This is a genomic window from Novosphingobium sp. G106 (genome assembly GCF_019075875.1).
Taxonomy (GTDB): Bacteria; Pseudomonadota; Alphaproteobacteria; order Sphingomonadales; family Sphingomonadaceae; genus Novosphingobium.
This window is the reverse complement of sequence record NZ_JAHOOZ010000001.1, coordinates 1,097,300-1,113,503: the sequence shown is the minus strand read 5'-3', so window position 1 is coordinate 1,113,503 and position 16,204 is coordinate 1,097,300. Positions and strand designations below refer to the sequence as shown.

Genomic DNA, 16,204 nt, shown 5'->3' with positions numbered 1-16,204 from the left:
GCCTTAACCCACCATCGCCCAGGAAATAGCCCCGACCAGGCCCAGGAGCATCACCAGCGCATAGCTGTTGAGATAACCCGACTGCACTCTCTGCGCGTATGTCGATCCGCGCGCGACCAGCCAGGCGGCACCGTTCGGGCCGAAGCGGTCGACGATGCCGATGTCGCCCTGCTTCCAGAACAGGCGGCCGAGCCAGAACGCCGGGCGCACGAAGAGGAAGTTGTAGAGCTCGTCGAAGTACCACTTGTTGTAGACGAAGCGGTGCAGCACGCCGAACTGGCCGACGAAAGTCGCCGGGAAGCTCGGGTTCTTGAGATAGGCGTACCAGGCCAGGGCGAAGCCGATCGCCATGACGGTGAAGGGAGCCCATTTCACCTCCCAAGGCACGCCGTGCATCGCATGGATCAGGTGTTCGCTGAACGCCAGGCTGCCCTTCCAGAACTCGCCCGTGCCTTCGCTGATGAACGCGCCGTGGAACACGAAGCCGGCGAAGATCGCGCCGAGCGACAGCACGCCGAGCGGGATCAGCATCGACAGCGGGCTCTCGTGCGGGTGATAGCCCGCCGTGCCGGTCACCGCATGGCCGTGGCCATGACCGTGGTGCGCGTCATGATGATCGGGCTCGTCCTGGTGCTCGTGCTCGCCGTGGACCGCGTGCTGGATATGCTCCGAGCCGGCCCAGCGCGCTTCGCCGAAGAAGGTCAGGAAGACCAGGCGCCACGAGTAGAAGCTCGTCATCAGCGCCGCGAGGATGCCGCACCAGAAGGCGAAAGTCCCCAGTTCCTTGCCGCTGGCGAAGGCCGCTTCGAGGATCGAGTCCTTCGAATAGAAGCCGGCGAAGCCGAACACGTCGGCGATGCCGACACCGGTGATCGCCAGGGTGCCGAAGGTCATCGTCCAGAAGGTGAACGGGATCTCTTTCCGCAGCGCGCCGTAGTAGCGCATGTCCTGCTCGTGGTGCATCGCATGGATGACCGAGCCCGCGCCGAGGAACAGCAGCGCCTTGAAGAAGGCGTGGGTAAACAGGTGGAACATCGCCGCGCCATAGGCGCCCGAGCCCGCGGCGAAGAACATGTAGCCGAGCTGCGAGCAGGTCGAATAGGCGATAACGCGCTTGATGTCCCACTGCGTCGTTCCGACCGTGGCGGCGAAGAAGCAGGTGGCGGCGCCGATGAAGGTGACGACGCCGAGCGCGGTCGGGCTGGTCTCGAACATCGGCGAGAGGCGGCAGACCATGAAGACGCCGGCGGTGACCATGGTCGCCGCGTGGATCAGCGCCGAGACCGGGGTCGGGCCTTCCATCGCGTCGGGCAGCCAGGTGTGCAGGCCGAGCTGCGCCGACTTGCCCATCGCACCGATGAACAGAAGGATGCAGAGCACGGTCATCGTGTCGAAGCGGTGGCCGAGGAAGCCGATCGTCGTGCCGGCCATGCCGGGCGCGGCTTCGAGGATCGCCGGGATCGACACAGTGCCGAAGACCAGGAAAGTGCCGAAGATGCCGAGCATGAAGCCGAGGTCGCCGACGCGGTTGACGACGAAGGCCTTGATTGCCGCGGCACCCGCGCTCGGCTTCTTGAACCAGAAACCGATCAGCAGGTACGAGGCCAGGCCGACGCCTTCCCATCCGAAGAACATCTGGACGAGATTGTCGGCGGTCACCAGCATGAGCATGGCGAAAGTGAACAGCGAGAGATAGGCGAAGAACCGCGGCTGGTCCGGGTCCTCGTCCATGTAGCCCCAGCTATAGAGGTGGACGAGCGCCGAGACCGTGGTGATCACCACGAGCATGACCGCGGTCAGCGTGTCGACGCGCAGCGCCCAGTCGAATGTCAAGGTGCCCGACTGCACCCAGTGCAGCACCGGGGTGACGCTGGCTTCGGCGTTGCCGCTCAGGAACGGCAGGAAGATCAGCCAGGACAGCAGGCAGGAGATGAACAGCGCGCCCGTCGTCAGCGACTTGACGACGGTATTGCCCAGCGCGCGGTTGCCCAGGCCGCCGACGATGGCAGCCAGCAGCGGCAGGAAAACGATGAAGAGGATCGATTGCACCGGTTTACCCCTTCATCCGGTTGACGTCGTCGACCGCGATTGTGCCGCGGCCGCGGAAGTAGATGACCAGGATCGCCAGGCCGATCGCCGCCTCGCCTGCCGCCACGGTCAGCACGAACATCGCGAAGATCTGGCCGGTGAGGTCGTGGAGAAAGGCGCTAAAAGCGACAAGGTTGATGTTCACCGCGAGCAGGATCAGCTCGATCGCCATCAGGATGACGATGACGTTCTTGCGGTTGAGGAAGATGCCGAGCACGCCGAGCACGAAGAGGATCGAGCTGACGACGACGTAGTGTTCGATGCCGATCACAGCGAGACTCCCTTGCCCACTTCAGGCCGGACATTGACCGTCGATTCTTCGGGACGGCGGGCGATCTGTCGCGCGATGTTCTGGCCGCGCGTGTCGCTGCGCTGGCGGTGGGTCAGCACGATCGCACCGATCATGGCGACGAGCAGGATGATGCCCGCGGCCTCGAACAGGAACAGGTAGCGGCTGTAGAGCAGCCCGCCGATCGCGGCGATGTTGCTGACGCCCGGCGCCGTGCCGGCCGAGCCGTCCGGAATCCCGAGGTGCAGCGCGCCGGCGCGGTAGGCGCCGATGCCGAGCACGATCTCGCAGAGCAGGACCACGGCAACTAGCATGCCCAGCGGGAAGTTCTTGACGAAGCCCGCGCGCAGCTCGGCGAAGTCGATGTCGAGCATCATGACGACGAAGAGGAACAGCACCGCGACCGCGCCGACGTAGACGATGACCAGCAGCATGGCGATGAACTCGGCGCCGACGAGGACCATCAGGCCCGCGGCGTTGAAGAACGCCAGGATCAGCCACAGCACCGAGTGGACCGGATTGCGCGCCAGAATCGTGATCGCGCCCGAGGCGACGACCATGATGGCGAATAGGTAGAAGGCGATTATGTGGATCATGATTTAAGCCCCGCCGGCGCCCTAACGATACGGCGCATCGGCTTCAAGGTTTGCGGCGATGGCCCGCTCCCACTTGTCCCCGTTCGCCAGCAGCTTGGCCTTGTCGTAGAGCAGTTCCTCGCGCGTTTCCGTCGCATATTCGAAGTTCGGCCCCTCGACCACGGCATCGACCGGGCAGGCTTCCTGGCAGAAGCCGCAGTAGATGCACTTGGTCATGTCGATGTCGTAGCGCGTCGTGCGGCGGCTGCCGTCGGCGCGCGGCTCGGCCTCGATGGTGATCGCCTGGGCCGGGCAGATCGCCTCGCAGAGCTTGCAGGCGATGCAGCGTTCCTCGCCGTTGGGATAACGGCGCAGCGCATGCTCGCCGCGGAAGCGCGGGCTCAGCGGGTTCTTCTCGAACGGGTAGTTGATCGTCGCCTTGGGCTTGAAGAAATACTTCAAGGTCAGCCAGTGCGCCTTGACGAACTCCCAGAGGGTGAACGCCTTGATGTATTGAGCGACGCTCATCAGCCGTACCTCGTGAACATAAGCCATCCGCTCACCAGCACGACGAAGCCGAGCGAGACGGGCAGGAACACCTTCCAGCCCAGGCGCATCAGCTGGTCGTAGCGGTAGCGCGGGACCGTCGCCTTCACCCAGGAGAAGATGAAGAAGAAGAACAGGATCTTAGCGAGCAGCCAGATCCAGCCCGGGATCCAGTAGAGGATCGGCAGGTCGAGCGGCGGCAGGTAGCCGCCGAAGAACAGCACGGCGTTGAGCGCGCACATCAGCAGCACGTTGGCATATTCGCCGAGCCAGTAGAGCGCGAAGGCCATCGACGAATATTCGGTCTGGTAACCGGCGACGAGCTCGCTTTCCGCCTCGGTGAGGTCGAACGGCGCGCGTGCGGTTTCGGCCATGCCCGAGATCAGGAACATCACCCACATCGGGAACAGCAGCGGATTGAACGCGAAGCCGTTGAGCGGCCAGATCGGCGCAGAGCGCTGCGCCTCGACGATCGTGTGCAGGTTGAAGCTGCCCGCCCAGAGCACGACGCAGATCAGGATGAAGCCGATCGAGACTTCATAGGAGATCATCTGCGCCGAAGCGCGCATCGCCGAGAAGAACGGATACTTCGAGTTCGACGCCCAGCCCGCGATGACCACGCCGTAAACGCCGAGCGACGAGATCGCGAGGACGTAGAGCAGGCCAACGTTGATGTCGGCGAGAATCGCGCCCGAGTTGAACGGGATCACCGCCCAGGCCATCAACGCGACGGTGAAAGTGATGATCGGCGCGATCAGGAACAGCGCCTTGTTCGAGGCGCTCGGGACGATCGTTTCCTGCAGGAAGACCTTCAGGCCGTCGGCAAAGCTCTGCAGCAGGCCGAAGGGGCCGACCACGTTGGGGCCGCGGCGCAGCGCCATGGCCGCCCAGATCTTGCGATCGGCATAGATGATCATCGCCACGCCGAGCATCAGCGGCAGCGCGATCAGCAGGATGCCGCAGATCGTCGAGACGAACCACGCCCATTCGTAGTTCATGCCGAGCCATTGGAAGAAGCTGGTCATTCCGCCGCCTCCGCGAAGTCTTCGCCGTGGAGCAGTTCGCCCGAGCAGCGCTGCATCGTCGGGCTCGAACGGGCGATCGGGTTGGTCAGGTAGAAGTCCTTGATCGGATAGCCGATCACGCCCTTCGCGGTGCCCTTGGCCTTTACGGGCAGCGAACCGTAGCTCGCCAGGCCCTCGACTCCCAGCGCCGGCACTTCGGCGATCATCGCCGCCTGCAGCGCGTCGAAGTCGTCGAAGCCGACCGAGACGCCCAGCGCATCGGCCAGGGCGCGCAGGATCGTCCAGTCCTCGCGCGCGTCGCCGGGGGCGAAGACCGCCTTCTCGGCGAACTGCACGCGGCCTTCGGTGTTGACGTAGGTTCCCGGCTTCTCGGTGTAGGCTGCGGCCGGCAGGATGACATCCGCCAGATGCGCGCCCTTGTCGCCGTGATGGCCGATATAGACGACGATCGAGTCCGAGAACTGGGAGAAGTCCATCTCGTCGGCGCCGAGCGCGAAGACCAACTTGGGCTTGGCCGCGACGATGTCGGCGATGCCGCCCTTCTGCGCGTAGCCGAGCATCAGCCCGCCCATCCGCGCCGCCGCCATGTGGAGCACGTTGAAGCCATTCCAACCATCCTTGACGAGGTTGAACTGGCCCACGAGGCCGAGACCCGCTCCCAGCGCACCCTTGGCCAGCGCCGCGCCGCCGAGGATCACTGCGGGCCGCTCGGCCTTGCTCAGCGCATCGGCGACGTGATCGGGCAGCGAACCCAGCACCGAGACGTCCTCACCAAGGAATTCGCCGCCGAAAGTGGTTTCCCACTCGGGGCCGATGAGGAACACCTTGGCGCCGCGCTTCACCGCCTTGCGGATACGCACGTTCACCAGCGGCGCTTCCCAGCGCACGTTGCTGCCGACGATCAGGATCGCGTCGGCGGTCTCGATGCCCGAGAACGTCGAGTTGAAGTTCACCGCGGCGAGGCTGGACACGTCGTAGTCCATACCCGTCTGACGGCCTTCGAGCAGCGTCGAACCCAGCGCGCCGACCAGCTTCTTGGCCGCGAACATGGTCTCGCAGTCGAGCAGGTCGCCGGCCACGGCCGCGACGCTGGCGCCCGGCTTGACCTTGCCGATGGCGGCGAAGGCCTCGTCCCAGGTCGCGGCGACGAGCTTGCCGTTCTTGCGGATCCAGGGCTTGTCGAGCCGGCGGCGGGTCAGGCCGTCGACCTGGTAGCGGCCCTTGTCCGACAGCCACTCCTCGTTGACGTCGTCGTTGATCCGCGGCAGCGCGCGCAGCACTTCGCGGCCGCGACTGTCGAGGCGGATGTTCGCGCCGCACGCGTCGGACACGTCGATCGACAGCGTCTTCTTGAGCTCCCAGGGTCGCGCCTCGAAAGCATAGGGCCGGCTGGTCAGCGCGCCGACCGGGCAGAGGTCGATCACGTTGGCCGACATCTCGTGCTTGGCAGCCTTTTCGAGATAGGTCGTGATCTGCATGTTCTCGCCGCGATGGAGCGCGCCGATCTCGTCGACGCCGGCGACTTCCTCGGAGAAACGCACGCAGCGGGTGCAGTGGATGCAGCGCGTCATCGTCGTCTTGATGAGCGGCCCCATGTACTTCTCGGTGACCGCGCGCTTGTTCTCGTCATAGCGCGACTTGCCGCGGCCATAGGCGACCGACTGGTCCTGCAGGTCGCATTCGCCGCCCTGGTCGCAGATCGGGCAGTCGAGCGGGTGGTTGATCAGGAGAAACTCCATCACCCCTTCCCGCGCCTTCTTGACCATCTCGCTGTCGGTGCGGATCACCTGATTGTCGGCCGCGGGCAGCGCGCAGGACGCCTGCGGCTTCGGCGGCCCGGGGGCGACCTCGACCAGGCACATGCGGCAGTTGCCGGCGATCGACAGCCGCTCGTGATAACAGAAGCGGGGGATTTCCTTGCCGGCCAGCTCGCAGGCCTGCAGGACGGTGGCGCCTGCCGGGACTTCGAGTTCCACGCCGTCTACGGTTACCTTAGGCATTTGCCGCGCCCCTCAAATTTCTCACTTCTGCTCCTGCCGGAGCCCCCGCCAAGCGATAGAAACCCAATGCCAACGACCCACGAGCGACCTCACGGCTTATCCGCATCTGCCCTTCAACAAGGCATTGGCCAAGCATTGCTGAGAGGCGAGAAAATACAGCTCGTTCTTCAGCAGTGTTCACCTTTGTGAGAAGCAGTTCGTGAACACCATCAGGATTGCGGCGCGCCGCACACTCACCGAACCGCGACATCAGCGATACGTTCATGGCCAGCGAATAGGCAACCTGCGCTTGTTTTGCTTTCATACCAGTGCCCGCGGCGACGTCTGGCGGCAACGGCCCAGGAACTGAATGAGTGAGTTGGGGTCTCGCAGTGAAATCGAAATGACTGATCTTAGGGTAGTCCGCGCGCACCAAGGCATCTGCAAGACTATATCTGAAGAGATCACTTTCAAAACGCATGCCTGCTGGCTGATCAGGACCTATCGCATCATCAGATCGCAATTCTTCTATGCAGGTCGGGTCCATCAGACGGCGTGCTTCGGCAATCTTTTTTATATCAAATAACGTCAGATCTTGCAAAATGAAGCCGCGCGCCAGCGCCGCATTGGTCCTTACAACGCACTCTCCAAACTGCGCAGCAGACTGGCGTAGATTGGTCGAGTCGACCGTGGGCGGAGCCGCCATCGACGGGCATGACAGTGCCCAGACAATTGCAGCGAAAACAAAACGCGACGTTCTCACTCCGCCGCCTCCCGCACGTTCTCGGCGATCCGGCGTTCCAGCTCGGGGCGGAAATGCTTGATCAGGCCCTGGATCGGCCAGGCGGCGGCGTCGCCCAGCGCGCAGATGGTGTGGCCTTCGACCTGCTTGGTGACCTGCTGGAGCATGTCGATTTCCTCGACCTGCGCGTCGCCGGTGCGCAAGCGCTCCATCACGCGCCACATCCAGCCCGTGCCCTCGCGGCAGGGCGTGCACTGGCCGCAGGACTCGTGCTTGTAGAAGTAGGACAGGCGGGCAATGGCGCGGACGATGTCGGTCGACTTGTCCATGACGATGACCGCCGCGGTGCCCAGGCCCGAGCCGAGCGCCTTGCAGCCGTCGAAGTCCATCAGCATGTCGGGGCACTGCTCGCCCGGCACCAGCGGCACCGAGGAACCGCCCGGGATCACCGCGAGCAGGTTGTCCCACCCGCCGCGGATGCCGCCGCAGTGCTTCTCGATCAGCTCGCGGAAGGGGATGCCCATCTCTTCCTCGACGACGCAGGGCTTGTCGACGTGGCCGCTGATCTGGAAGAGCTTGGTGCCCTTGTTGTTGTCGCGCCCGAAGCTGGAGAACCAGGCGGCGCCGCGGCGCAGGATCGTCGGCGCGACGGCGATGCTCTCGACGTTGTTGACCGTGGTCGGGCAGCCATAGAGGCCTGCGCCAGCCGGGAACGGTGGCTTGAGGCGCGGCTGGCCCTTCTTGCCTTCGAGGCTCTCGATCATCGCGGTCTCTTCGCCGCAGATGTAGGCGCCCGCGCCGCGGTGGACGAAGACGTCGAAGTCATAGCCCGAACCGCAGGCGTTCTTGCCCAGCAGGCCGGCAGCATAGGCCTCGTCGCGCGCGGCGAAGAGCGTCTCGGCCTCGCGGATATATTCTCCGCGGATGTAGATGTAGGCCGCGCGCGCGCCCATGGCGAAGCCGGCGACCAGCGCGCCTTCGAGCAGCTTGTGCGGATCGTGGCGGATGATCTCGCGGTCCTTGCACGAGCCCGGCTCGGACTCGTCGGCGTTGATCACGAGGAAGCCGGGGCGCTCGGGCTTGTATTCCTTGGGCATGAAGGACCACTTCATGCCGGTCGGGAAGCCGGCGCCGCCGCGGCCGCGCAGGCCGGAGTCCTTGATGACCTGGACGATGCCGTCGCGGCCCAGTTCGAGCAGCTTCTTGGTGTTGTCCCAGTCGCCGCGCTTCTGCGCCGACGGCAGGTTCCACGGCTGGTAGCCGTAGAGATTGGTGAAGATGCGGTCCTTATCGGCGAGCATCGAAAATCCCCAGCTGACGGACGAAGCCGTAACCCCAGACGCTCCAGATCGCGACGAAGACCGCGGCCGAACCAGCGCGCACCCAGTCACCGCGGCCCAGATCGACGACCAGCGACCAGGCGGCGAACAGGTCGCAGGCGACCATGACGATCACGAGCATGACCATCGACATCTTCTGCCCGGCGTCGCGGTCGGCCCAGCGAATGCGTTCGGAAGCCATCACCATTCACCCCGGTAATCGTGGTTCTCGGAAACCATGTCCTTGAGCGTGGTCGGCCCGCCGACGGGCTCGACCGTGTGGCGGCCCGGCTCCTGCGTGCCGGCCTTCGGCTCGCGGCCGGCGGCCAGTTCGTCGAGCACGAAGTTCAGCCGCTCGGGCGTCAGGTCTTCGTAATTGTCGTCGTTGATCTGGACCATCGGCGCCGAAGAGCAGTTGCCCATGCATTCCACTTCGGTCAGCGTCCACAGGCCGTCGTCGCTGACGTGGCCTTTGGACATGCCGCGGGCCTTGCAGGCGCTCATCAGGTCGTCCGAGCCGCGCAGCATGCAGGGCGTGGTCCCGCACACCTGCACATGGAAGCGGCCGACCGGCGCGAGGTTGTACATGAAGTAGAAGGTCGCGACCTCGAGTACGCGGATCACCGGCATGTCGAGTTCGCGCGCGACATATTCCATCACCGGCAGCGGCAGCCAGCCCTGGGTATTGGTCTCGGCGCCAACCTGGCGCTGCGCGAGATCGAGCAGCGGCATCACTGCCGAGCGCTGGCGCCCCGCGGGATAGCGCGCGACGATCTCGGGCACCTTGCCGGCGTTTTCCGCGTTCCACGCGAAGCCGCCCCAGCGCGCGCGCAGTTCGGGAGTGTCAGCCTCGATGTAGCGATCAGCCACGGGTGCGCCTCCGCTTCAGCCACATGTCCTGGCTGAACAGGAACAGCTCGAACCCGCCGATCGCCGCGACCAGCAAGGGCAGCAACGGGGAAGAAACGATCCCGAGGAACGGCGCGGCGAAGAAGCCCGCGACGAGAAGCAGGCCCGTAACCGCGGCCCAGACGCGCATCAGATCGAAAGTGGAAAGCTGCTTCAACGGACGAACTCCACGCGAGAGCACTTGTCGCCCTCGAAAGAATAGATTGCGATGACTTCGAAAGGCTCGACCAGTGCCGAACCATCGGTTGCGGGGCCGCGCGTGACATGCTCGCGCATCAGCACGTAGTTGCCGATCGCCTGTGCCTCGACGATCTCGGCATGGTTCTGCGGCCAGCGGGAGAAAGCGGCGGCGAGGCCGGAACGCGTGCCTTCCTTGCCTTCGCGCACCACGTCGCCACGATAGTTCGCCTCGCAGGCATCGTCGGTCATGTATGAGACGTAGGTGTCCACGTCCTGCGCGTTGTAAGCCGCGATCATCGCCTTGGCGGTCGCCAGATTGCTCACCGATCGCACTCCCCGAACACCACGTCGATCGCGCCGATGATGGCGGTGACGTCGGGGAGCATGTGGCCCTTGCACATGAAGTCCATCGCCTGGAGGTGGCTGAACGCCGTCGGGCGGATCTTGCAGCGGTAGGGCTTGTTGCTGCCGTCGGCGACCAGATAAACGCCGAATTCGCCCTTGGGGCTTTCGGTCGCGACATAGACCTCGCCGGCGGGGACGTGGAAGCCCTCGGTATAGAGTTTGAAGTGGTGGATCAGCGCTTCCATCGACTGCTTCATCTCGCCGCGCTTGGGCGGGACGACCTTGCGGTCGCTGGAAGCCACCGGGCCGTTCGGCATCTCGGCCAGGCACTGCTTCATGATCTTGGCCGACTGCCGCACTTCCTCGACGCGGACCATGAACCGGTCGTAGCAGTCGCCACGCGTGCCGACCGGGATCTCGAAGTCCATGCGGTCATAGACGTCGTAGGGCTGGCTCTTGCGCAGGTCCCAGGCAATGCCCGAGCCGCGGATCATCGGGCCCGAGAAGCCCCACTTGATCGCATCTTCCTTGGAGACAATCGCGATATCGACGTTGCGCTGTTTGAAGATGCGGTTGTCGACGACGAGGCTCATCGCGTCCTCGAATAGCTCGGGCAGGCGCGTGTCGAGCCAGTCGGCGATGTCGGTCAGCAGCCGCAGCGGCACGTCCTGATGGACGCCGCCCGGGCGGAACCAGGCCGCATGCATGCGCGCGCCCGAGGCGCGCTCGAAGAAGTTGAGGCAGTCCTCGCGGATCTCGAACAGCCAGAGGTTCGGCGTCATCGCGCCGACGTCCATGACGTGGCTGCCCAGGTTGAGCATGTGGTTGCAGATACGCGTCAGCTCGGCGAACAGCACGCGCAGGTATTGCGCGCGCAGCGGCACCTCGATGTTCAGCAGCTTCTCGATCGCGAGCACGTAGGAGTGCTCCATGCCCAGCGGCGAGCAATAGTCGAGCCGGTCGAAATAGGGCAGCGCCTGCAGGTAGGTCTTGTGCTCGATCAGCTTCTCGGTGCCGCGGTGGAGCAAGCCGATATGCGGATCGACCCGCTCGATGATCTCGCCGTCGAGCTCCAGCACCAGACGCAGCACGCCGTGCGCTGCCGGATGCTGCGGGCCGAAGTTGATCGTGTAGTTGGAGATGACCTCGTCGCCGGTGGTCGGCGAGTTTTCGAGCTGAACGCTCATGCGTCATCTCCTGCGGGCTTGGCCTTGGGTTTGGTAGCCCGCTTGGCCGGAGCCTTCTTCGGCTCGGTCTCGGTCTGCTCGCCCTTCTTGGCGCGCGGCTTGCGGGCCGGACGGTCCTCGGTCGGATCGGGAGCGCCGGGTTCGGCCTGCTTGGTCGTCTTCGGCACGGCCCCCTTGGCCTTGGCGACCTTGACCTCGGCCTGCTTGTTGGTCTCGGCGCCGGCGCCGGTATCGGCGGGCTTGTCCGTCGTCTTAGGCGTCTCCACGGGCGGCGGCGCAGGAGCGACCGGCGGGGGAGCGGGCGAAGGCGGTGCTGGCGGCGACGCGGCAGGCGCCTTCTCGTCGCCCGGCAGCACGTAGTCCGCGCCTTCCCAGGGGCTCATGAAGTCGAACGAGCGCAGGTCCTGAGCGAGTTGCACGGGCTCGTAGACGACGCGCTTGTCCTCTTCGGAATAGCGCAGCTCGACATAGCCGGTGAGCGGGAAGTCCTTGCGGAACGGATGGCCCTCGAAACCGTAGTCGGTGAGGATACGGCGCAGGTCCTGGTTGCCCGCGAAGATCACGCCGTAAAGGTCGAAAACCTCTCGCTCGAGCCAGCCGGCAACCGGCCACAGCGTCGTGACCGTGGGAACCGGCGTATTCTCGGCCGCGTTGACCTTGACTAGCAGGCGATGGTTCTTCGTCAGGCTGAGCAGCATGTAGACGACTTCGAACCGCTCAGGCCGACTCGGATAGTCGACCCCCGCGATTTCCATCAGCTGCTGATATTCGTGGCTGTCGCGCAGCAGACGCAGCGCGTCCTCGAGCCGGTCGCGGACGACCGTGATGACGATCTCGCCGTATTCTTCCCGAGCAGCGACGACCATCGGGCCGAGCGCGGCGGTCAGCGTGTCGAGCACACCTTCGTTGGACGCGATCTTCGGTGCGGAATGGAGTACCGTCACTGTTCTGCCCTCACCGCTCGACCGTGCCGACGCGGCGGATCTTCCGCTGCAGCTGCATCACGCCGTAGAGCAGAGCCTCAGCGGTCGGCGGGCAGCCGGGGACATAGATATCCACGGGCACGATCCGATCGCAGCCGCGCACGACGCTGTAGCTGTAGTGGTAATAGCCGCCGCCGTTGGCGCAGGAGCCCATCGAGATGACGTACTTGGGGTCCGACATCTGATCGTAGACCTTGCGCAGCGCCGGAGCCATCTTGTTGCACAGCGTGCCGGCGACGATCATCACGTCCGACTGGCGCGGAGAGGCGCGCGGCGCGGCGCCGAACCGCTCCATGTCGTAGCGCGGCATGTTGACGTGGATCATTTCGACCGCGCAGCAGGCGAGGCCGAAAGTCATCCACCACAGCGAGCCGGTGCGAGCCCACTGGAACAGTTCCTCGGTGGTCGTGATCAGGAAGCCCTTGTCGGACACTTCCTGATTGAGGCCGTTGAAGAACGAATGGTCGGGCGGCGTGACTGCGCCGCCGGTAGCGGAAAGCGGATTGCCGCTGGTGTCCACAAGCGTGCTCATTCCCAGTCCAGAGCTCCCTTCTTCCACGCGTAGGCGAGGCCGATCGCCAGTTCGCCGAGGAAGACCATCATGGTGATCCAGCCGGGCCAGCCCGTCACGTTGAGCGAGACGGCCCAGGGGAACAGGAACGCCGCTTCGAGGTCGAAGATGATGAACAGGATCGCGACCAGATAGAACCGCACATCGAACTGGCTGCGCGGATCCTCGAAGGCGGGGAAGCCGCATTCGTACTCGCTGAGCTTCTCGGCGTTCGGATTGTGCGCCCCGGTCAGCCGGGCCACGCCCATCGGCAGGAAGACGAAGGCCGACGACAGTCCCAGTGCGATGACCAGGAAGATCAGGATCGGCAGATATTGAGACAGATCGACCACGATTTCCCTCGGCTGACTCGCGTTTCGACGCGATTTGGCGTGCGCCCTAAACCCCCGTTCAGGAAGGCGCAAGGGTGCGGTTGAAAGCTGCTGACACCTTATTACATTGCAAAAAGCAACCCAATTCCTCCAAATCGCTTTTCGCCGCTGGAATGATTATGGGCATGCCCCGGATTGCCAATGCCGCAATGCAACATTATGCGCCACGCACATTCCTGTCCAACGCCCATTCTATAAGGCCCAAAGAAAGGCATCGCCGCCATGGCCCAGATTTCCGCTAACGACCCGATCGTCGTCCTGTCCTATGCCCGCACGCCCATGGGCGGCCTCTCGGGCGTCTTCGCCGACGTTTCGGCGACCGATCTCGGGGCCACCGCGGTCAAGGCCGCGATCGAGCGCGCCGGCGTGGACGGCGGCGACGTCGAGCGCATCTACATGGGCTGCGTTCTGCCCGCCGGCCTGGGCCAGTCCCCTGCCCGCCAGGTCGCGCTCAAGGCCGGCCTGCCGCTCTCGGTCGAAGCGAGCACAGTCAACAAGGTCTGCGGCTCGGGCATGCAGACGGTGATCATGGGCGCCGAGGCGCTGGCCAGCGGCACGATCGACCTGCTCGTCGCGGGCGGCATGGAATCGATGACCAATGCGCCCTACCTGACCAAGAAGCACCGCGGCGGCGCGCGCGCCGGCCACGACACGCTCTATGACCACATGTTCCTCGACGGCCTGGAAGACGCCTATGACGGCGGCTCGATGGGTTCCTTCGCGCAGTGCGTCGCCGACGAGTACCAGCTGACCCGCGAGGCGCAGGACGCCTATTCGATCGAATCGCTGCGCCGCGCGCAGGAAGCCATCTCGACCGGCGCCTTCGCCAGCGAGATCGTCCCCGTCACGGTCAAGACCCGCGCGGGCGACGTTGTCGTCGATACCGACGAGCAGCCCGGCAAGGGCAAGCCCGAAAAGATCCCGACCTTGAAGCCCGCTTTCGCCAAGGACGGCACGATCACCGCCGCGACTTCGAGCTCGATCTCGGACGGCGCCGCCGCCATGGTCCTGACGCGCGAGAGCGTGGCCAAGGCCAAGGGCCTGACGCCGGTGGCCAGGGTCGTCGCCGTCGCCGCCCACGCGCACGAGCCGCAGCGCTTCCCGACCACCCCGATCAAGGCGATCCCCAAGGTTCTGGAGCAGGCCGGCTGGCAGCTTGCGGACGTCGACCTGTTCGAGATCAACGAGGCCTTCGCCTGCGTCGCCATGTTCGCGATGCACGACCTCGGCATCCCGCATGACAAGATCAACGTTCACGGCGGCGCGACCGCGCTCGGTCACCCGATCGGCGCCTCGGGCACGCGCATCATCACCACGCTGATCGGCGCGCTCAAGCATAAGGGCCTCAAGCGCGGCGTCGCTTCGCTCTGCATCGGCGGCGGCGAAGCCACGGCCGTGGCGGTTGAGCTGGTCTGATTTGATTGAGTCGTCCCGACGAAAGTCGGGGCGACTTGACGCTTAGGGGTTGCCCACGCCCCACAGCCGGTTCTGCGGCACGAAGCCCGCATGGCCGTCGCCGATGTCGAGCTTGCACCAACCGCCGTCGCAATCGCCAAGCCGGCCACTGACTCCCGGCTCCAGCCGCCACAGCAGCTTGGCGCCGCCATCGCCCTTGTCGCGCATGTCGACGAGCCCCTGCCCTTTGACGATCGCGCCGCGATCGCGCTTGAGGAAGCGCGCCAGCATCCAGCCGCGCGCGCCGTCGGGGTCCTGGACGAGGCGCCAGCCTTCCATCCGCCGCAGCACTTTCATCGGCAGGCCAGTGCGGCGATAGACCCAAGCTATACGATAGGTTTCGGCCGGCCCCACCCGCAGGTTCACTTCGTTGGCGCGGAGCGCGGCCCAATAGGGCACCTCCTCGTCGTCGGCGGCGAAAGCGGGGGCGGCTGCGGCAAGCAGCGCCAGAGCGGCAAGGGACCGAAAGATTAGCGACATGGATTTTGCATAGACCCGGCATATGCAAAGCTTCAAGGCCGCGCGACCGCCCGCTTGACCTTATCGTCGGCTAGGGCAAACTGCAGGAACACCATGACCGTCGTCACCGAAACCCCGCTCGCCGGCCGCGTCGCCGGCAAACCCCGCGTGATCGTCACGCGTCGCCTGCTGCCCGAGACCGAGGCGCGGATGAGCGAGCTGTTCGACGTGGCGCTCAATGCCGACGACTTGCCGATGACCCGCGAGGCGCTCGTCGCGGCGATGCAGGGCTGCGACGTGCTGGTGCCCACGGTCACCGACCGGATCGATGGCGCGATGATCGCCGAGGCCGGCACGCGCATGGGCCTGATCGCCAATTTCGGCGCGGGCGTCGATCATATCGATCTCGCCGCGGCGCGGGCGCGCCAGATCGTCGTCACCAATACGCCGAGCGTCTTCACTGACGACACCGCAGATATGGCCATGGCGATGATCATCAGCGTGCCGCGGCGCCTGCCCGAAGGCTCGCGGATGCTGCTTGACGGCAAGTGGAGCGGCTGGGGCCCGTCGAACTTCCTCGGGTCGAGCCTCGGCGGCAAGCGGCTGGCCATCGTCGGCATGGGCCGCATCGGCCAGGCCGTGGCGCACCGCGCGCGCGGCTTCGGGCTCGAGGTCGTCTATCACAACCGCCACCGCCTGCCCCCGGCGATCGAGAACATGCTCGGCGCCCGCTACGAGCCCGATCTCGACAAGCTGATCGCCGAGGCTGACATCCTCACGCTGCATTGCCCGGCCAGTGCCGGCACGCATCACATCCTCGATGCGACGCGGATCGCCTCGATGAAGCCCAGCGCCTGCGTGATCAACACCGCCCGCGGCGACATCGTCGACGAGGAGGCGCTGATCGCCGCGCTCGAAAGCGGCCGCCTCGCCGGCGCCGGGCTCGACGTCTATGCGCGCGAGCCCGCGGTCGACCCGCGGCTGCTCGCCCTGCCCAACGTCGTCCTAATCCCGCATCTCGGCAGCGCGACCAGCGAAGGCCGCGGCGCCGCGGGCTTGCGGTTGATCGCCAACGTGCGCTTCTGGATCGACGGCCACCGCCCGCCCGACCAGGTGCTCGAAGGCTGGGCCTGAATTTCCGCCTGTTGAAAGAGCGGCATCGCTCGCCTTGTTTCTCCACA

The 16,204-nt window shown here is 65.3% G+C and carries 19 protein-coding genes; 2 read left to right on the top strand and 17 right to left on the bottom strand.

The genetic code is table 11. The annotated features are described in order from the left end of the window. Positions 1-3: 3 nt before the first annotated feature. The 16 genes from nuoL to KRR38_RS05170 are packed head-to-tail and all read right to left on the bottom strand — an operon-like array spanning position 4 to position 13,070. Entirely contained in the window at positions 4-2,049 is a 2,046-nt protein-coding gene (gene nuoL / locus KRR38_RS05245; protein WP_217399295.1) for an NADH-quinone oxidoreductase subunit L, read from the bottom strand. Between the two features lie 4 nt (positions 2,050-2,053). Continuing rightward, complete coding sequence (gene nuoK / locus KRR38_RS05240; RefSeq protein ID WP_217399293.1) at positions 2,054-2,359, bottom strand: NADH-quinone oxidoreductase subunit NuoK; 306 nt, start codon at positions 2,357-2,359, stop codon at positions 2,054-2,056. Further along, positions 2,356-2,973, bottom strand: coding sequence for an NADH-quinone oxidoreductase subunit J (locus tag KRR38_RS05235; protein ID WP_217399291.1), 618 nt, complete (start codon positions 2,971-2,973; stop codon positions 2,356-2,358). The genes nuoK and KRR38_RS05235 overlap by 4 nt, the downstream gene beginning before the upstream one ends. A 21-nt stretch (positions 2,974-2,994) precedes the next feature. Further along, the gene (nuoI, locus tag KRR38_RS05230) at positions 2,995-3,480 is read right to left on the bottom strand and encodes an NADH-quinone oxidoreductase subunit NuoI (protein WP_217399289.1); all 486 of its coding nucleotides are present in this window, start codon (positions 3,478-3,480) and stop codon (positions 2,995-2,997) included. Beyond that, on the bottom strand, positions 3,480-4,523 hold the full coding sequence (nuoH, locus tag KRR38_RS05225; protein ID WP_217399287.1) for an NADH-quinone oxidoreductase subunit NuoH: 1,044 nt from the start codon (positions 4,521-4,523) through the stop codon (positions 3,480-3,482). The genes nuoI and nuoH overlap by 1 nt, the downstream gene beginning before the upstream one ends. Next, complete coding sequence (gene nuoG / locus KRR38_RS05220; RefSeq protein ID WP_217399285.1) at positions 4,520-6,523, bottom strand: NADH-quinone oxidoreductase subunit NuoG; 2,004 nt, start codon at positions 6,521-6,523, stop codon at positions 4,520-4,522. Before nuoG ends, nuoH begins: the two co-directional genes overlap by 4 nt. Beyond that, positions 6,516-7,265 (bottom strand): hypothetical protein, encoded by a 750-nt coding sequence (locus tag KRR38_RS05215; protein WP_217399283.1) that lies wholly within the window; start codon positions 7,263-7,265, stop codon positions 6,516-6,518. Before KRR38_RS05215 ends, nuoG begins: the two co-directional genes overlap by 8 nt. Continuing rightward, positions 7,262-8,545 carry an NADH-quinone oxidoreductase subunit NuoF gene (gene nuoF / locus KRR38_RS05210; RefSeq protein ID WP_217399281.1) on the bottom strand — a complete coding sequence of 428 codons (1,284 nt, stop codon included), beginning with the start codon at positions 8,543-8,545 and terminating at the stop codon, positions 7,262-7,264. The genes KRR38_RS05215 and nuoF overlap by 4 nt, the downstream gene beginning before the upstream one ends. Beyond that, the gene (locus tag KRR38_RS05205) at positions 8,532-8,765 is read right to left on the bottom strand and encodes a hypothetical protein (RefSeq protein WP_217399279.1); all 234 of its coding nucleotides are present in this window, start codon (positions 8,763-8,765) and stop codon (positions 8,532-8,534) included. The genes nuoF and KRR38_RS05205 overlap by 14 nt, the downstream gene beginning before the upstream one ends. Further along, positions 8,765-9,433 carry an NADH-quinone oxidoreductase subunit NuoE gene (gene nuoE, locus KRR38_RS05200; RefSeq protein ID WP_217399277.1) on the bottom strand — a complete coding sequence of 223 codons (669 nt, stop codon included), beginning with the start codon at positions 9,431-9,433 and terminating at the stop codon, positions 8,765-8,767. Before nuoE ends, KRR38_RS05205 begins: the two co-directional genes overlap by 1 nt. Further along, positions 9,426-9,629 carry a hypothetical protein gene (locus tag KRR38_RS05195; protein ID WP_217407530.1) on the bottom strand — a complete coding sequence of 68 codons (204 nt, stop codon included), beginning with the start codon at positions 9,627-9,629 and terminating at the stop codon, positions 9,426-9,428. The genes nuoE and KRR38_RS05195 overlap by 8 nt, the downstream gene beginning before the upstream one ends. Further along, positions 9,626-9,976, bottom strand: coding sequence for a nuclear transport factor 2 family protein (locus tag KRR38_RS05190; RefSeq protein ID WP_217399274.1), 351 nt, complete (start codon positions 9,974-9,976; stop codon positions 9,626-9,628). The genes KRR38_RS05195 and KRR38_RS05190 overlap by 4 nt, the downstream gene beginning before the upstream one ends. Continuing rightward, a complete protein-coding gene (locus KRR38_RS05185; RefSeq protein ID WP_217399272.1) occupies positions 9,973-11,184 on the bottom strand; it encodes an NADH-quinone oxidoreductase subunit D in 1,212 nt (403 codons plus the stop codon). The genes KRR38_RS05190 and KRR38_RS05185 overlap by 4 nt, the downstream gene beginning before the upstream one ends. Then, on the bottom strand, positions 11,181-12,128 hold the full coding sequence (locus KRR38_RS05180) for an NADH-quinone oxidoreductase subunit C (protein WP_217399270.1): 948 nt from the start codon (positions 12,126-12,128) through the stop codon (positions 11,181-11,183). Before KRR38_RS05180 ends, KRR38_RS05185 begins: the two co-directional genes overlap by 4 nt. 10 nt (positions 12,129-12,138) lie before the next feature. Further along, a complete protein-coding gene (locus KRR38_RS05175; RefSeq protein WP_217399268.1) occupies positions 12,139-12,699 on the bottom strand; it encodes an NADH-quinone oxidoreductase subunit B family protein in 561 nt (186 codons plus the stop codon). After that, on the bottom strand, positions 12,696-13,070 hold the full coding sequence (locus KRR38_RS05170) for an NADH-quinone oxidoreductase subunit A (protein WP_217399266.1): 375 nt from the start codon (positions 13,068-13,070) through the stop codon (positions 12,696-12,698). The genes KRR38_RS05175 and KRR38_RS05170 overlap by 4 nt, the downstream gene beginning before the upstream one ends. Positions 13,071-13,331: 261 nt before the next feature. Between KRR38_RS05170 and KRR38_RS05165 the strand changes: the two genes are divergently transcribed. After that, positions 13,332-14,525: an acetyl-CoA C-acyltransferase gene (locus KRR38_RS05165; protein WP_217399264.1), complete on the top strand. Its 1,194-nt coding sequence runs from the start codon at positions 13,332-13,334 to the stop codon at positions 14,523-14,525. Positions 14,526-14,567: 42 nt separating this feature from the next. Here KRR38_RS05165 and KRR38_RS05160 read toward each other — a convergent pair whose 3' ends face one another. Next, positions 14,568-15,044 (bottom strand): SH3 domain-containing protein, encoded by a 477-nt coding sequence (locus tag KRR38_RS05160; RefSeq protein ID WP_217399262.1) that lies wholly within the window; start codon positions 15,042-15,044, stop codon positions 14,568-14,570. A gap of 93 nt (positions 15,045-15,137) precedes the next feature. Here KRR38_RS05160 and KRR38_RS05155 point away from each other — a divergent pair, with 93 nt between their 5' ends. Next, positions 15,138-16,157 carry a D-glycerate dehydrogenase gene (locus tag KRR38_RS05155; RefSeq protein WP_217399260.1) on the top strand — a complete coding sequence of 340 codons (1,020 nt, stop codon included), beginning with the start codon at positions 15,138-15,140 and terminating at the stop codon, positions 16,155-16,157. The last annotated feature ends 47 nt before the right edge of the window (positions 16,158-16,204 follow it).

Excerpts from the sequence above, each read along its gene's own strand:
- KRR38_RS05235 (WP_217399291.1), bottom strand. The coding sequence starts at position 2,973 with ATGATCCACATAATCGCCTTCTACCTATTCGCCATCATGGTCGTCGCC.
- nuoI (WP_217399289.1), bottom strand. The coding sequence starts at position 3,480 with ATGAGCGTCGCTCAATACATCAAGGCGTTCACCCTCTGGGAGTTCGTC.
- nuoH (WP_217399287.1), bottom strand. The coding sequence starts at position 4,523 with ATGACCAGCTTCTTCCAATGGCTCGGCATGAACTACGAATGGGCGTGG.
- nuoG (WP_217399285.1), bottom strand. The coding sequence starts at position 6,523 with ATGCCTAAGGTAACCGTAGACGGCGTGGAACTCGAAGTCCCGGCAGGC.
- nuoF (WP_217399281.1), bottom strand. The coding sequence starts at position 8,545 with ATGCTCGCCGATAAGGACCGCATCTTCACCAATCTCTACGGCTACCAG.
- KRR38_RS05205 (WP_217399279.1), bottom strand. The coding sequence starts at position 8,765 with ATGGCTTCCGAACGCATTCGCTGGGCCGACCGCGACGCCGGGCAGAAG.
- KRR38_RS05185 (WP_217399272.1), bottom strand. The coding sequence starts at position 11,184 with ATGAGCGTTCAGCTCGAAAACTCGCCGACCACCGGCGACGAGGTCATC.
- KRR38_RS05175 (WP_217399268.1), bottom strand. The coding sequence starts at position 12,699 with ATGAGCACGCTTGTGGACACCAGCGGCAATCCGCTTTCCGCTACCGGC.
- KRR38_RS05165 (WP_217399264.1), top strand. The coding sequence starts at position 13,332 with ATGGCCCAGATTTCCGCTAACGACCCGATCGTCGTCCTGTCCTATGCC.
- KRR38_RS05160 (WP_217399262.1), bottom strand. The coding sequence starts at position 15,044 with ATGTCGCTAATCTTTCGGTCCCTTGCCGCTCTGGCGCTGCTTGCCGCA.
- KRR38_RS05155 (WP_217399260.1), top strand. The coding sequence starts at position 15,138 with ATGACCGTCGTCACCGAAACCCCGCTCGCCGGCCGCGTCGCCGGCAAA.